This is a genomic window from Rhodococcus sp. T2V (assembly GCF_029269925.1).
Classification (GTDB): domain Bacteria; phylum Actinomycetota; class Actinomycetes; order Mycobacteriales; family Mycobacteriaceae; genus Rhodococcus_F; species Rhodococcus_F koreensis.
Genome location: NZ_JARJBD010000011.1, coordinates 63,168 through 77,529, shown reverse-complemented (window position 1 = coordinate 77,529; position 14,362 = coordinate 63,168). Strand labels below are relative to the sequence as shown.

Below are 14,362 nucleotides of genomic sequence, written 5' to 3'. Positions count from 1 at the left end.
TGTTCACAGGGAAGCCCCCGCGCACTGCACGATCGCCTGACCCGTGATGCTCCCGCCGAGCGGCCCGACGAGGAAGCCGATCAGCCCCGCCACCTCCTCCGGCGCGATGAAACGGCCGAGCGGCGGAAGCTTCGGGGGCGTCGACGTGCGTGCCGGATCGCTCAGCATCGGAGTGTCCGTCGGCCCCGGCGCGACCACGTTGACCGTGATCGCCCGGTCCACCAACTCCGCCGCCCAGGACCGCGACATCCCCACGAGGGCCGACTTGGTGGCGGCGTACTGACTCTTGCCCGCCGCCCCGGACATCGTGCGGCTGCCGACCAGGACCACCCGGCCACCGTCGCGCATCGACGGCACGAGCCCGTTGACGAGGACCTCGGCGGCCGCGACGTGAATCCGCCACATGGCCAGACCGTCGTCGACCTGCAGCTTCCCGAGAGGCGCGGAGGACTGCAGTCCGGCCGCATGAACGACGGCGTCCACCGGACCGACCGCGGTCGCGTGCTCCGAGAGGGCCTCGAGGTCGCCGAGATCGACGGCGGTCCAGGAGAATCGGCCGTCGTCGATGCCGGGATCCCGCCTGCTGAATCCGGTGACCGCCCACCCGTCGCCGAGAAGCCGGCGGGCGGTGGCGGCGCCGATGCCGGAGCTTACCCCGGTCACGACCGCCCGCTTCGCATCCCCGGTCACGACCGGCCCTCGTCGGCAATCCAGCCCGCCTCGAGTTCGACGTACTCGATCGCCTGACGGAACCGGGTGAACGCCACGTGCAGGATGCCGTCGTTCCCGGCGGCGATGCTGGGGTACGAGTACTCACGGTTCAGGCCGTCGCGGGAGTTGTTGGACAGGCAGTATCCGTCGCCGACCTCGACGTCGCGGCGATGCGGCCACGTCCGGCCACCGTCCTCGGACATCGCCAGCGTCATCGGCGCGCGGGGGGCACCCCAGAACGCGCTCCGGCTGTCGCCGTCGTCGAGGGGCTCCGGTTCCGCAGCCGGTTCGGGCACGCCGTCGGCGAGTCCGTCGTCGTCGATCTCGTCGTACAGGGACGTCCGCCGCGCGGTGGCGTTCACGGCACTGGACTCGTTGAACACCAGGGCGAGCCGGTCGCCGGGCAGCACGACGAACTGGATGGACGAGTTGTTGTTGGGAAGTTCGGTGGCCTCCGGCTCGGTCCAGGTGTCGCCGTCGTCCGTCGAGACACTGCGGTAGATCGAGTCCGCCCAGCGGCTGCGGTAGAGGGCGACGAGGGTGCCGTCGGACAGTCGGCCGATGTTCATGTGGACGCAGCCGACACTGCCCGGAACCACCACCTCACGCCAGGACTCGCCGTCGTCGTCGGAGATCATCACACTGCTGTAGTCGCGATCGCCGACCCATTTGCGGCCCTCGATCCGGACGCAGTGGAACACGGGGAGCAGGATCCGCCCGGTGGGGAGCACGACCACCGGTTGCCGCACGAACACGCCGCCGGCGTCGGTCTCCGGCAGCAGGATGTGCGCCTCGCCCCACGTTCGGCCGCCGTCGTCGGAGATGCGCCGCATGACACGCGCCGTGTCCTGGTTGCCGGCGTGCTGGGACGTCCACAGCAACCACACGGCGCCCGTCTTCGTCACGTGCAGAACGGGATTCTGCTCCGACCGTGTCGGATCGTCGGACAGCTGCACCGGCCCGGACCACGCGCCCACGCCCGGGGCGAGCCGGGAGAACCAGACGCTGATGTCGGGCACGCCCTCCTGGGTGCCCGCGAACCACACGCACCCGAGGGAGCCGTCGGGCAGGACGGTGAGATTTGCCGCGTGATTCTGCACCTGCGGCGCGGGGAGCAGAGCGTCGCGTCGTCCCGCCTCGGCGACGTCACGGAGGACGCCGTCGGTGGGCCGGGTATCGGTTGCGGGACTCGGTGTGGTCATCAGCGTCTCCAGTGCGTCGTGAGGGACGGTCGGGTTGTCGGTGCGGCGGTCGCGTCACGTCTAGGCATGCAGCGCCGCGACACTCAGGTCGTAGGAGTTCGTGGGCCGCAACGCGACACCGTCGATCCGCGAGCGGCGCGCGAGGACCGCTTTCGGGACGAACGACCACAGACACGGGCACGTGTCCCAGATCCGGCGTTGCGCATCCGCGAGAAGTTCGCCGCGCCGGGTGGCGTCGGCCTCCTCGGAGGCCTGGGTGATGGTCTGGGTGATCTCGGGAAAGATGTACCCGTGGTAGGTGTCCCGGGTCGCTTCCTTCTCCGCGGTGCCGGCGTACATGCCCTGCATGATGGTCAGGGCCAGACCGGTCGGGCTCGGGAAGCCGTTGCCGAGGACGTCCCAGTCGCCGGCCTTGCCCTGACGCCACTGCGAGATGTCGCCGCCGGGTTCGAACTGCTGCAGGGTGGTTCGCACGCCGACCGCGGACAGCATCTGCAGCACCGATTCCATGATGTCGGTGTCGGCGGCGAACTCGCCTGTCTCCCAGATGATCTTCAGCTCCAGGTCGCGGACCCCGAGGGCGTCGAGTTCGCCGCGGGCACGCGCCGGGTCGTAGATGTATTCGCCGGTCTCGACGGCGCCGTCGAGGGTGAGCGGAATGACGCCGCGCGACTGGGTGGCGGAGCCCTGGAGAACCTGGTCGACGAGGGCTCGCCCGTCGATCGCGTAGGTCAGCGCCCGGCGCACCCGCGCGTCGGCCAGTGGATGCCCCTGCGGTTTCCGGAAATTGAAGAAGAGCTGGTTCAGTCGCACGCCGTCGATCCGATCGATCGAGACACCCGACAGTCCGGCGAGCTGATCGGCTGCGTCCGGGGTGATGGAGTCGATGACGTCGACCTCGCCGCTCCGCAACGTCACGACGCGGTTCGACTCGTCGGGCACGAAGCGGACGCGCACCGATTCGATCTGCGCCGGCGTTCCCCAGTAGTTCTCGTTGCGCACCAGTGTGTAGTTGCCGGTGCCGCGGTCGCTCTCGGTCACGACATACGGTCCGGTTCCCACACCGGACTGCAGTTCCTCGGGAAGGTTGGCGGCCGCCGGAGTGACGAGAATGTTCGACATGAGGTAGTCGAGCACCGGGACGGGCCGCTCGGTGTTCAGGGTGAAGCTCGTGTCGTCGATCTGGTCGACCGTGGGCCACTCGGGGAAGAATCCGCCGACGAAGGAGCCGTCGACCTGGCTGTACATCTGCAGGGCCGTCGCGACGTCCTGCACCCGCACCGGGGTTCCGTCCGAATAACGGATACCGGGCCGCAGGTGCACGTACCACTGGGTGGGTGCGACGAGTTCGAACCGGTCGGCCAGAACGAGCCGGGGCCGCAGGTCGCGGTCGATTTCGGTGAGGGCCTGCCGCACCCCCCGCTGCACCGTCAGTGCGGCATCGAACTGGTTCAGCTTGTTGTCGAGACTCACGAGCGATCGGTTCAGGGCCAGGCTCACGGTCCTCGGTCCGGGTGTTCCGGTCGGCGTCGCGCAGCCCGCTGCGGAACCGAGCGTGAGGCCGGCACCGAGCAGGAGACCCGACCTGAGCAGCGTTCTCCTCGAAAAACGCTGTTCGAAAAGAGAATTGGTCATCGTCGACCTCTCGGGACTATGGGTGTGGGGCGCAGCGATCAGGCACGGCGCGAGGTGGTTGCCCACCAGGCGATGTGATCGCCGGCACATCCGAACTCTACTCAGAGTTGCTTGAGATGCGCAAGATGGCGGACGGGACTTGCGCACAACGCGCATAAGTGCGATTGTGAGCTGAGTTACAAACGAAGCTGCTGTACCCGACACGCCGCGGTGTCGACTCCTCCATCGCCGGCGTTATCGAAAGGTCGACGATGACCCCTCACGCAGACCCCGAACGGCCGGTGACCTCATGACGCAGCACGCCGCCGACACGGCGCTTGCAGCCCAGCCCCCGGGCTCGGCATCATCGGCTCCCCGCCGGACCCGCTCCGCCGTCCCGAAGGTCCTGACGGCGCCCATGCCCCGCTACGTCGTCAAACGACTCGGACAGAGCGCGCTGGCCGTCTTCCTGACACTGACCACCGTGTTCGTCCTCATCCGGATGGCGCCCGGCGACCCCGCCTACTCGATGGCCGGGCCGCTGGCCAGCACCGAGGACCTGGCTCGCATCAGGGCGGACATGGGCCTCGACCAGTCCGTGTTCACCCAGTACCTGCTGTATCTCCGCGGCCTTCTCCACCTCGATCTCGGCACCTCGTACTCGTTCCAGGCGCCCGCCTTCGACGTCGTCCTCGCCCGGCTGCCCTACACGATCACCCTGTCGGTCGCGGCAATCGTGCTCACCACGCTGGTGGCCATCCCGCTGGGCGTGTGGATGGCGCGCCGCGCCGACACCCGCCGCGAACTCGGCGCCAACGTCGTGACGATCGCCGGCCAGTCCATGCCCGACTTCTGGACCGGGCTGATGCTCATCACCGTGTTCGCGGTCCTGATCCCGATTTTCCCCGCGGCCGGATTCACGACCTGGTCCAGCCTGGTACTGCCCACCGTGACCGTCGCCGTGCTGCAGATCGCCCTGATCTCCCGCATGGTCCGCCGCGAGATGGTCGGCGCGTTCTCCTCGCCGTACATGACGGTGGCCCGCTCGCGGGGTGTCCCGGAGCGCGAGCTCATCTGGCGGTACGCCCTGCGGAACTCCGCGATCCCCGTGCTGACCGCGCTCGGCACCCGGTTCGCGTCCATGCTCAACGGCGTCGTCGTGGTCGAGGTCGTCTTCGCCTGGCCCGGCGTCGGATCGCTGGTCGTGCGCGCGCTCGAGACGAGGGATTACCCCCTCATCCAGGCCACCGTCCTGGTGACCGCGGTGCTCGCCGTCCTCGTCCAGCTCCTCGTCGACCTCTGCTATCCGCTGCTGGATCCCCGTGTCCGGCTCGGGAAGGGAACGAGTAAATGACCACCATCGTCGATCCCCCGGCGCATGCGCGCCCGTCCACGGTCACCCGCCGCGACATCGCCCGGGCCGGTGCCACCCGAGTCGCGCGCGACAGCCGGGTGAAGATCTGGATCGGCAGCATCTGCGCCCTGGCCGTCATCGTGCCGGTCGCGTGCGCACAATTGCTGCCCCTGCCGTCTCCGGACGCCACCGACCTCGCCCAGCGCCGGCTGCCACCGCTGACACCCGGGCACCTGTTCGGCACCGACCAACTCGGCCGCGACCTCCTCTCCCGCGTCCTCTACGGCGGGCAGGTATCGCTCACCGTCGGAATTCTCGCGGTGGTCGTGTCCGGACTGATCGGCCTGTGCCTCGGCGCACTCGCCGGGTACCTCGGCGGCTGGGCCGACACCGTCGTCAGCCGTCTCCTCGAGGCCCAGCTGTCGCTGCCGCTCCTCATGATGCTGCTGCTCGTCGTCGCCCTGTTCGGCCCGTCGATCCCGGTCATCACGTTCGTCATCGCCATCGCCCAGTGGCCGGAGATCGCCCGGCTGACCCGCTCACTCGTCCTCGTCGAACGCGAGAAACCGTATATCGCGGCGTCCCGCGTGCTGGGTCTCGGACGCACCGCCATCCTGCTCCGCCACATCGTCCCCAACATCATCAAGCAGGCGTCCCTCGTCGTGCTGCTGCTGCTCGCGCAGGCCGTGCTCCTCGAGAGCGCGCTGAGCTACCTCGGTGCCGGACCGCAACGCCCCTTCGCCACCTGGGGCCGGATCATCTCCGACGGGCAGGACTACATCACCACCTCGTGGTGGCTGGTGACGCTCCCCGGTCTCGTCATCGTGCTGCTCGTCGTCGGCGTCAACCTGCTCGGCGACGGGCTCCGGGATCGGCCGAAGTCGCTGCGACTGCAACCGGGCGTACTACAGCGACTCCGGGCGTGGAAGGGAATTGCCTGACATGACGAATCTGCTGCGAGTCGACGAACTGCAGATCGAACTCATCACCGCCCGGGGCGTCATCCGCGCAGTGGACGGCGTGTCGTTCAGCATCGACGCCGGCGAAACCGTGACCATCATCGGCGAATCGGGGTCGGGAAAATCGACCACGGCGATGGGCCTCCTCGGCCTGCTCCCCGACGACCTCGCCGTCCTCTCCGGCGCGGTCCGGTTCAAGGACTGCGACATCCTCGGGAAGCCGAAGGCGCTCGCGAAGGTCCGGGGCCGGAACATCGCCCTCGTCCCGCAGGACCCGATGACGGCGCTGAGCCCGGTGCACACCATCGGATCCCAGCTGCGGGAGGCGGTGCGCCACAGCGGCATCACTGGAAAGTCGAAGGAAACCGCGCGGGCCGTGGAACTGCTCGAACAGGTGCGGATCCAGAACCCGGCCGGCCAACTCGGGAAATACCCGCACCAGTTGTCCGGCGGAATGCTGCAGCGCGTGCTGATCGCCTGCTCGCTCGCGTCGGGTCCCGAGCTGATCGTCGCCGACGAACCCACCAGTGCCCTCGACGTGACCGTGCAGGCCAGCATCCTCGACCTGCTGCTCGAACTCCAGGAGCGCACCGGCGTCGGAATGCTCGTCATCACCCACGATCTCGGCGTCGCCCGCTTGATGTCGGACCGCATCTACGTCATGAAGGACGGCCGGTTCGTCGAGAACGGCGGAGCCGAGGACCTGGTTCTCCATCCTCGCAGCGCCTACACCAAGAAACTGCTCGACGCCGTGCCGCGGCTCGGCGACTTCACCACGACCGTAGGAGCGTCGACATGAATGCCCCCCTGCTGTCCGTCGAGGACCTCGTCGTCGAATACCCGGTCCCCGACGGTGTGTTCCGCGCCGTCGACACCGTCAGCTTCTCGGTGGACAAGGGCGCGACCCTCGCCGTCGTCGGTGAGTCGGGGTGCGGGAAATCGACCATCGCGAAATCGATCGTCCGGCTGCTCACCCCCACCTCCGGCCGCATCCTTGTCGACGGTGCCGACATCGCGCAGCTGTCGGAGAAGGCGCTGCGCCCCTTCCGGTCTCGCGTGCAGATGGTGTTCCAGGACCCGTACGGATCGCTGGACCCGCACCTGACGGCCGTCGACATCGTCGGCGAACCGCTGCGCCTGCAGGGCGTCCGGAGCAAGTCCGAGCGGGCCCGCAGGGCCGCGGCGCTGATCGACCGCGTCGGCCTGCCCGCCACCGCGCTCCACCGCCGCCCCGCCGAGTTCTCCGGCGGTCAGCGGCAACGCATCGGCATCGCCCGGGCGTTGGCGAGCGGGCCGGAACTCCTCGTGTGCGACGAGGCCACCAGCGCTCTGGACGTGTCCGTGCAGGCCCAGGTTCTCGATCTGCTCCGCGAGATCCAGCACGACACCGGCCTGACCTACGTCTTCATCTCCCACAACCTCGGCGTCGTCCGCGAGATCAGCGACACCGTGATCGTCATGTCCCGCGGAAAGGTGGTCGAAAGCGGTTCCACCACCGACGTTCTCGAGCGTCCCGCCGAGCCGTACACCCAGGCCCTGCGCGCCGCCGCGCTCGACCCCACCACCATGGTCGGGATCAAACCCCGCCACCTCGTCTCGCGTTCACCCGGCGCGGCCGACGTTTCCCGCACCCCATCCCGAGGAGTAGCTTGATGCCCGAACTCGACCTGACCTCACTCGTGCTCGGCACGATGACCTTCGGCGACACCGTCGACGTCGACGGCGCCGCAGCGATGGTCGATGCGGCGCTCGATGCCGGAATCACGCACATCGACACCGCCAACGGTTACGCCGGCGGAGAGTCCGAGAAGATCCTCGCCCGGCTGCTGGCCACCCGGCGCGACCGCGTCACCCTCGCCACCAAGGCAGGAATGCCCCACCCCGACGCGGGCGACCACTCACCGCTGTCGCCGGCCGGGCTCCGGTCGAGCGTCGAGGCGAGCCTGAAACGGCTGGACACCGACTACGTCGACCTGTTCTACCTCCACCAGCCCGACCGCGCCACCCCGACCGCCGACACCCTGTCCACCGTCGCCGAACTCGTGTCGGAGGGCAAGATCCGCGCCCTCGGCGTCTCCAACTTCGCGGCCTGGCAGATCGCGGAACTGAACCACACCGCCGACGCCGTCGGCGCACCCCGGCCGATCGTCGCCCAGCAGCTCTACAACCTGCTGGCCCGGCGCATCGAGGAGGAGTACGTCGAATTCGCGGCGGTCACCGGCCTGATCACCATGGTCTACAACCCGCTCGGCGGCGGCCTCCTCACCGGACGGCACTCGTTCGACACGAAGCCGGCGGACGGCCGCTTCGGTGATTCGCGGCTGGCGCAGATGTACAAGGACCGGTACTGGAACACCGCGATCTTCGATGCGATCACCCAGCTGTCCGTGATCGCCGACAAGGCAGGCATCCCGCTCACCGAGCTCGCGCTGCGCTGGCTCGTGTCCAAGCCGGCGGCGGGGCCGATCCTCCTCGGCGGATCGAAGGTCGCTCATTTGCAGTCGAACATCGCCGCCGTCGCGAAGGGCACACTCGACGACGAACTGATCGACGCGTGCGACGAAGTGGGCAGCGCCCTGCGCGGACCCATGCCCAACTACAACCGCTAGGAGACAACGCCCTCATGAGTGCCCAGGAATTTGCCGCCCGCCTCCGCGGCCGCGAACGGATCGTCGGCTACTGGTCCGTCATCGACAGCCCGGTGTCGACGGAGTGGCTCGCCCACGTCGGCTGGGACTACATCGCCCTCGATCTCCAGCACGGCCTGATCGGATACTCCGGCATGGTCGCGGGGCTCACCGCCATCGACGCGTCCGGCTCCACCGTCGGCATGATCCGGGTCGAGTCGAACGATCCGACACCGATCGGCCGCGCGCTCGACGCCGGCGCGGCGGGAGTGATCGTCCCACTGGTGAACACGGCGGAAGAAGCCGCCAAGGCCGTTGCTGCCGCGACGTATCCCCCTACCGGAGTGCGCTCGTACGGTCCGATGCGTTCACAGCTGCGGATCGGCCCCACCCCGGCGGAGGCCGACCGCGACACGGTCGTCGTCGTGATGATCGAAACCCCGCAGGGGCTGGCGAACGTGGAGGAGATCTGCGCCGTCCCCGGACTCGACGGCGTCTACGTGGGGCCGTCCGACCTGCGGCTCGCCGTGGGTGGCGCGCACCCCAATGATCCGAGCGTCGACGACGAGTTCGAGGCGGCCGTGACCCGTGTCCGGGAGGCCGCCGCAGCGGCGGGCATCGCTGCGGGTATCCACACCGCAGACGGGTCGGTCGCGGCCCGCCGACTCGCGGAGGGATACACGTTCGCCACCGTCGCGTCCGACCTCACCCATCTCAAGGCGGCCTCCGCCGCACATCTCAAAGCCGCGACCGGGGGCTGACAGGCGCTCCGCGCCCGTGCGCCTTTTTCGTTGTTCGCCCTACCAAAAAGGCGCACGGGCGGCGGAGCCGCCTGATGCAATCGAATCATGCCTGACATCATCGAGTTGATTTTCGACGACCACGAGTGGTTCCGGCGGCAGTTCGCCGCGCTGGACGAATTGAAGTCCCGGCGCCGGGTGGAGATCACCGCCGTGGAGGCGGTGTGGACGCCGCTGGCGAAACGCCTGGATCTGCACGCTGCAGCGGAAGAGGAAATCTTCTATCCGCAGCTGCTGCGGGTCGGCGAGGACGGGGAGGCGGAAGCGGAGACCCTCGACGCGATCGGGGACCACAACGACATCCGCGACGGCGTCCGAGCGGCGGCGGGGAACCCCATCCTCTCCGAGGAGTGGTGGGCGGCCGTCGGCCGCACGCGCAGGGCCAACGACGAGCACATGGCCGAGGAGGAACGGGAGGGCCTCGCCGATTTCCGGTCCGCCCCGGATGATCTTCGCGAGTCGCTCGGGCGGCGGTTCGCCGAATACTTCCTCGTGCACCGCACCATGTCGGACGTGGACACCTCGGACAAGGACCCGAAGGAGTACGTCCGCGAGATCGAAGAGGACCGGGGCGAGGACCACAACCCCGGATCGCTTCGAATCGGCAGCTTGAAGGGCCGGTAGCAAGGCACTCCCCACATCACAGACCGCGCGGTCTGTGTTCTATAGTTCGGTCGGTCCGCGGCATCGGGCCGGCCGGTTCTGTGGGGAGATGGGGTTGTGGCACGAATTTCCCGTCCGGTGCCCGATGCCCTTCCACCGATGTCGTTCGAGCGGACGGTGCCCCGCAGGTACGTGCACCGCCAATCCGTGGCCGAGGTCTTCCTCACCGACTGCGTCTCGCTGCCGGTGCCGGATCGGTTCGTTGTCGCCGCGCAGTGGCCCCGCCTGCACGGCTTCTACCGCACCCGAGACGGGCACTACGACACCATGCTGCTGGCGGAAACACTCCGGCAGACCGCCATCTACCTGGGACACACCCGCTTCTCCGTCCCGCTGCCGAACCGGTTCGTCATGCAGCACCTCGCGGTGCATGCGGTGCCCGGCGCGCTGGCAGTGGGTGCTGCGGCCGCAGAAGTGGTCGTCGAGGTCACCGTGTCCGAGCACGTGTACCGCGGCGGCGCGCTGTCCGCGTTCCGCGTGAACCTGCGGTTCCGGCTGGGTGACCGGGACGTCGGCACCGCGACCGGTCACGCGGTGGTTTTCCCTCCGTCCGCATACGCACGCGCCCGGTGGGGTGAGCGCGGCCCGCGGGCGATCGGTGAGCCGTGGTGCCCGACTCCGGTCCCGGCTGCGCTGGTCGGTCACATCGACGACGCGCACGTGGTCCTCGGCCCGCGACGCGCCGAGAACGAATGGGAGTTGCGGATCGACCACACGCACCCCGTGCTGTTCGACCATCCGTGCGATCACATTCCCGGGATGCTGCTGCTCGAGGCGATGCGGCAGGCGGCCTGCACCGGCCTCGGCCTACCGGACGCACACCTCGCGTCCCTGGGCGCCACGTTTCACCGTTTCGCCGAACTCGACGAACGAACCACGATCCGGCTGGACGCGGTGGACGACGGCGCGTTGTCCATCAGCGGGTCGATACGGCAGGGCGGTGTGGCGGTGGTGCGGGGAACCGCGGCGCTCGCACCGACCGCGGTGAGCGCATGCGCGCCCGGCTAGTCGGCGTCGTCCGGTACCCAGCGGGCCCGCCGGATCCGGGCGATGTCTTGGTGCCGGGTCGCGGGCATGATCCCGGGGAGCAGGAATCCCCACATGTCATCGACGCGCTGTTCGAGGTCCGTGCGCTGCGTCAACACCTGGGAGACGGTCTGGACGCCGGTGAAGGCGCCGATGACGAACCGCGCCAGCCTCGGCGGGTCGATGTCGGCGAGGAGGTCGCCCTGCTCGACGGCCCGAGTGGCGAGCATCTCGCAACTGTTGATCCAGTCGAGGTAGGGATCCGCGGGGCCCTGGTCGTCGGCGCTGAGTTCGAGGGTGATCCGGATACCGGCTCGCACGATCGGGTCATTCACGATCTGCCGCGCCATTTCGTGGCACAGCATCACGATCTGCTCGATCGCCGACACCTGCTCACGGCCGATCGCCTCGACCGACGCGATGGAGATCCGGTGTTGCTCACCGATGATGAAACGCGCCAGATCCTCTTTCGAACGGAAATGGAAGTACAAGGCCCCCTTCGTGATTCCGGCGTTCTCGACGATGTTGCCGAGTCTGGCTCCTTCGAAACCCGACTTCTCGAACATCTCCGCCGCCCCGCGGACGATCTGCTGTCGAGTCGCCGCAGCACGCGCCTGCTGAACCACGTTCACACCTTTCCCTGCCGCATGAGAGAAGAACGATGACGATGAAAGCACGGAACACGCGCCCATTGCCCGGAGAGACGGTACCAGCGTCGACCGCGAGCGAGCGCGGTCGAACACCCTCCGCGCCGGTACGTGTCGCGGTCGTGGGAGCGACGGGCTTCATCGGCTCCGCCACCGTGCGGGCCCTGGCATCGGCCGGGATTCCGTGCACCGCGGTCGCACGCACACCGTTGAACCCGGACATTCCGGGCGTTCTGTCCGCGCAGGCGGATCTGACCGATCCGGCAAGTCTCGGCTCGGCGCTCACCGGCGCCGACGTCGTGATCCACGCCGCGTCGTACACCGGCAGCGACCCGGCGCAGTGCACCGCGGTGAACGTCGGCGGCACCGGGAATCTCCTTGCCGCCGCCCGGACCGGCAGCCGGGTGCTCTACGTCAGCACCATCGGCGTGTACGGCGCCGGACCGCACAGCGGAATCGGTGAGTTCGACGCCACGCCCGCACCCGTTTCGGCGCTGAGCGCGAGCAGGCTGACCGCCGAACACCGCGTCCTCGCATCGGGCGGTTGCGTCGTCCGGCCGGGATTCGTGCACGGGCCCGGCGACCGCTGGTTCGTCCCCGGATTCATCCGGATCCTCGAGACACTCGGCGCCTGGGTCGACGAGGGGCGGTCCCGGATATCGGTCGTCGCGGTGGCCGACCTCGCGCGGCTACTCGCGACCCTTGCCCCGCAGGCCTCTGCACACTCCGGCGACGTGTTCCACGCGTGCCATCCCGACCCGGTCACCGTCCGCGAACTCGGCCGGGCACTCGCGGACTCGGGCCGCCTGCGACTGCCGGACAACTCGCTCACCTTCGACGACGCCGTCGCCGCCGGAACCCGGCACGGCCTGACCGATCGGCACCTCGACCTGATCGGCCGCGACCACTGGTACGACCCCACCTGTCTGCTGGCCGCCACCGGCGCGACCTTCGGCCACGGCCCTCTGGCCGGCCTCCCGGCGTGACGAGGTCCGGCGGGAAGTCGGTGGGCGGAACCTCGTTTGCGGTCCGTGGTCGGGGTGTATACCCGGAGAGAGACCGTTCCCCCACCTGACGGAGTGTCGAGATGGCCCTTCACACCGAGATCATCGTGGACACCGAAGGCGACAGCCGGATAGTGGTCCTGTATCCCGTGATGTGGCTGTTCATCGCGGTTCTGGTGACGTTCGTGATCACCCGGATCATCACCCGACGCATCCGCTCTCAATCGGGAGCGGAGCCCACCGACGACGACGCCGAGTCGGGGGGCGGTCTGATCGGCGACATCACCGTCGGCGGCGTGCACCTGCACCACCAGGTGTTCGGGATCCTGTTCATGACGCTGGCGGGGCTGGCACTGATCGCGACCACCCCGGAGGGCACGGCACTCAACGTCTTCGCCGCGCTGTTCGGGGTCGGTCTCGCACTGACCTTCGACGAGTTCGCGCTGTGGGTGCACCTCGACGACGTGTACTGGAGCACGTCCGGACGAAAGTCCGTGGACGCGATCTTCTGCGCGCTCATGGTCACCGGCCTGATGATCACCGGCGCCGAACTCGTGAGCGGGCGGATCGGCACCGCCCAGTGGTGGACGTCGATCGGCTACCTGGCGATCTCACTCGGCATCTCGCTGATCTGCCTGCTCAAGGGCAAGTTCGTCACGGGGATCGTGGGGATCGTGTTCCAGCCCGTCGCGATCGTCGGCGCGATCCGCCTGGCCAAGCCCGATTCCTGGTGGGCGGTGCGGCGCTACGGGACCCGACCGCGGCGCCTGGCCCGCTCGCAGGCACGTTTCGGGGAGCGTTACCACGCCCGCTGGAACCGGGCGCGCGACTTCGTCGCCGGACCGCCGGACCCCCGTCACGCCGAGACGCGGGGCTAGCCTTCGTCCGCCGACCGCGAGCGTCCCATCATCTCCAGCCCCGCCATCGCCTTTTCGGCGCCTGCCTCGTCCACCTTTTCCATCGCGAATCCCATGTGGATGACGATCCAGTCGCCCGGTTCCAGGCTGACGTCCTCGGGCAGCATGCCGACGTTCACCTTGCGCTGTTCGCCGACGACGTCGACGAGCGCGAGTTGGTTGCCGTAGCCCTCCAGCATGCGCACCACCCGGCCGGGAATTCCGAGACACACGATTCAGCCCTCCGTCTTCTCCGGTTGCAGCGTGGCCGCGGAGCGGGCCTCCGGCAGTTGAGCCGCGGTTGGCGCCAGGAGTTGGTCGACGATGTCGAAGACCGTGTCGACGGCCGGTGCGACGGCGGCGGCGACGCGCGGTGACAGCCCGATTCCCTCGTCGGTGTTCTCCACCTGGCAGCCGAGGACCACGGCGCGCGGCAGGGTTCCGCCGAGCGCGCGGAGACTGGCGAACACCGCCCCCGGGTCCATGCTGTGCGCGTCGAGCGGCGCCGCGGGCACCGAGTCGGGACCCACCTCGAACGCCCTCAACGCCCCCGGTTCACCTCGATCGGGAACCGCATCGACCAGCAGGAGCGCACCCCACCCGTCGAGCAGTTCGTACGCCAGATGTGTTCCACGGATGCCGAAATCGACGGCCCGGACTCCCGGCGGCAGCGACCTCTTCGCGACACCACGGAGCACCTCGGGACCGAATCCGTCGTCGCCGAAGAAGATGTTGCCCACACCGGCAACCAGTACCCGCCTGTCCGTCACATGGCCTCACATCTTGCGCATACGCAGGTACCGCTTGATGTCGGGAAGCGAGAAGACGGCGACCGCCACACCGGCGACCGCAACCAACG

16 protein-coding genes are annotated in these 14,362 nt (G+C 68.8%); 10 read left to right on the top strand and 6 right to left on the bottom strand.

The features are described from left to right. Positions 1-3: 3 nt before the first annotated feature. From P3H15_RS12345 to P3H15_RS12335, 3 genes are read right to left on the bottom strand one after another with little or no spacing between them, the layout of a single operon-like run. On the bottom strand, positions 4-690 hold the full coding sequence (locus tag P3H15_RS12345; RefSeq protein WP_276137494.1) for an SDR family NAD(P)-dependent oxidoreductase: 687 nt from the start codon (positions 688-690) through the stop codon (positions 4-6). Further along, a complete protein-coding gene (locus P3H15_RS12340; RefSeq protein ID WP_276137493.1) occupies positions 687-1,913 on the bottom strand; it encodes an exo-alpha-sialidase in 1,227 nt (408 codons plus the stop codon). Before P3H15_RS12340 ends, P3H15_RS12345 begins: the two co-directional genes overlap by 4 nt. A gap of 60 nt (positions 1,914-1,973) precedes the next feature. Next, the gene (locus P3H15_RS12335; RefSeq protein WP_276137492.1) at positions 1,974-3,548 is read right to left on the bottom strand and encodes an ABC transporter substrate-binding protein; all 1,575 of its coding nucleotides are present in this window, start codon (positions 3,546-3,548) and stop codon (positions 1,974-1,976) included. 397 nt (positions 3,549-3,945) lie between these two features. Here P3H15_RS12335 and P3H15_RS12330 point away from each other — a divergent pair, with 397 nt between their 5' ends. The 8 genes from P3H15_RS12330 to P3H15_RS12295 all read left to right on the top strand — a co-directional run bounded on the left by P3H15_RS12330 (position 3,946) and on the right by P3H15_RS12295 (position 10,938). Then, positions 3,946-4,881: an ABC transporter permease gene (locus P3H15_RS12330; RefSeq protein WP_072938939.1), complete on the top strand. Its 936-nt coding sequence runs from the start codon at positions 3,946-3,948 to the stop codon at positions 4,879-4,881. Continuing rightward, entirely contained in the window at positions 4,878-5,822 is a 945-nt protein-coding gene (locus tag P3H15_RS12325; RefSeq protein WP_276137490.1) for an ABC transporter permease, read from the top strand. The genes P3H15_RS12330 and P3H15_RS12325 overlap by 4 nt, the downstream gene beginning before the upstream one ends. A gap of 1 nt (position 5,823) precedes the next feature. After that, on the top strand, positions 5,824-6,639 hold the full coding sequence (locus P3H15_RS12320) for an ABC transporter ATP-binding protein (RefSeq protein ID WP_276137489.1): 816 nt from the start codon (positions 5,824-5,826) through the stop codon (positions 6,637-6,639). Then, positions 6,636-7,493, top strand: coding sequence for an ATP-binding cassette domain-containing protein (locus P3H15_RS12315; protein WP_276137488.1), 858 nt, complete (start codon positions 6,636-6,638; stop codon positions 7,491-7,493). The genes P3H15_RS12320 and P3H15_RS12315 overlap by 4 nt, the downstream gene beginning before the upstream one ends. Continuing rightward, positions 7,493-8,449, top strand: a complete 957-nt coding sequence (locus P3H15_RS12310; RefSeq protein WP_276137487.1) for an aldo/keto reductase — start codon at positions 7,493-7,495, stop codon at positions 8,447-8,449. Before P3H15_RS12315 ends, P3H15_RS12310 begins: the two co-directional genes overlap by 1 nt. A gap of 14 nt (positions 8,450-8,463) precedes the next feature. After that, positions 8,464-9,228 carry an HpcH/HpaI aldolase/citrate lyase family protein gene (locus P3H15_RS12305; RefSeq protein ID WP_276137486.1) on the top strand — a complete coding sequence of 255 codons (765 nt, stop codon included), beginning with the start codon at positions 8,464-8,466 and terminating at the stop codon, positions 9,226-9,228. A gap of 87 nt (positions 9,229-9,315) precedes the next feature. Then, positions 9,316-9,891: a hemerythrin domain-containing protein gene (locus tag P3H15_RS12300; protein WP_276137485.1), complete on the top strand. Its 576-nt coding sequence runs from the start codon at positions 9,316-9,318 to the stop codon at positions 9,889-9,891. Between the two features lie 96 nt (positions 9,892-9,987). Then, complete coding sequence (locus tag P3H15_RS12295) at positions 9,988-10,938, top strand: ScbA/BarX family gamma-butyrolactone biosynthesis protein (RefSeq protein ID WP_276137484.1); 951 nt, start codon at positions 9,988-9,990, stop codon at positions 10,936-10,938. On the opposite strand, the gene P3H15_RS12290 is transcribed toward P3H15_RS12295, so the two are convergent. Then, on the bottom strand, positions 10,935-11,582 hold the full coding sequence (locus P3H15_RS12290) for a ScbR family autoregulator-binding transcription factor (RefSeq protein WP_276137483.1): 648 nt from the start codon (positions 11,580-11,582) through the stop codon (positions 10,935-10,937). The genes P3H15_RS12295 and P3H15_RS12290 overlap by 4 nt on opposite strands. Before the next feature lie 35 nt (positions 11,583-11,617). Here P3H15_RS12290 and P3H15_RS12285 point away from each other — a divergent pair, with 35 nt between their 5' ends. Both P3H15_RS12285 and P3H15_RS12280 read left to right on the top strand, forming a co-directional pair. Then, the gene (locus P3H15_RS12285) at positions 11,618-12,589 is read left to right on the top strand and encodes an NAD(P)-dependent oxidoreductase (protein WP_276137482.1); all 972 of its coding nucleotides are present in this window, start codon (positions 11,618-11,620) and stop codon (positions 12,587-12,589) included. A gap of 101 nt (positions 12,590-12,690) precedes the next feature. Then, on the top strand, positions 12,691-13,485 hold the full coding sequence (locus P3H15_RS12280; protein WP_276137481.1) for a hypothetical protein: 795 nt from the start codon (positions 12,691-12,693) through the stop codon (positions 13,483-13,485). Here the strand turns inward: P3H15_RS12280 and P3H15_RS12275 are convergent. Both P3H15_RS12275 and P3H15_RS12270 read right to left on the bottom strand, forming a co-directional pair. Continuing rightward, positions 13,482-13,736 carry a HypC/HybG/HupF family hydrogenase formation chaperone gene (locus P3H15_RS12275; protein ID WP_276137480.1) on the bottom strand — a complete coding sequence of 85 codons (255 nt, stop codon included), beginning with the start codon at positions 13,734-13,736 and terminating at the stop codon, positions 13,482-13,484. The two genes, P3H15_RS12280 and P3H15_RS12275, sit on opposite strands and share 4 nt — an antisense overlap. Before the next feature lie 3 nt (positions 13,737-13,739). After that, on the bottom strand, positions 13,740-14,273 hold the full coding sequence (locus P3H15_RS12270) for a hydrogenase maturation protease (RefSeq protein WP_276137479.1): 534 nt from the start codon (positions 14,271-14,273) through the stop codon (positions 13,740-13,742). Positions 14,274-14,362 lie beyond the last annotated feature (89 nt).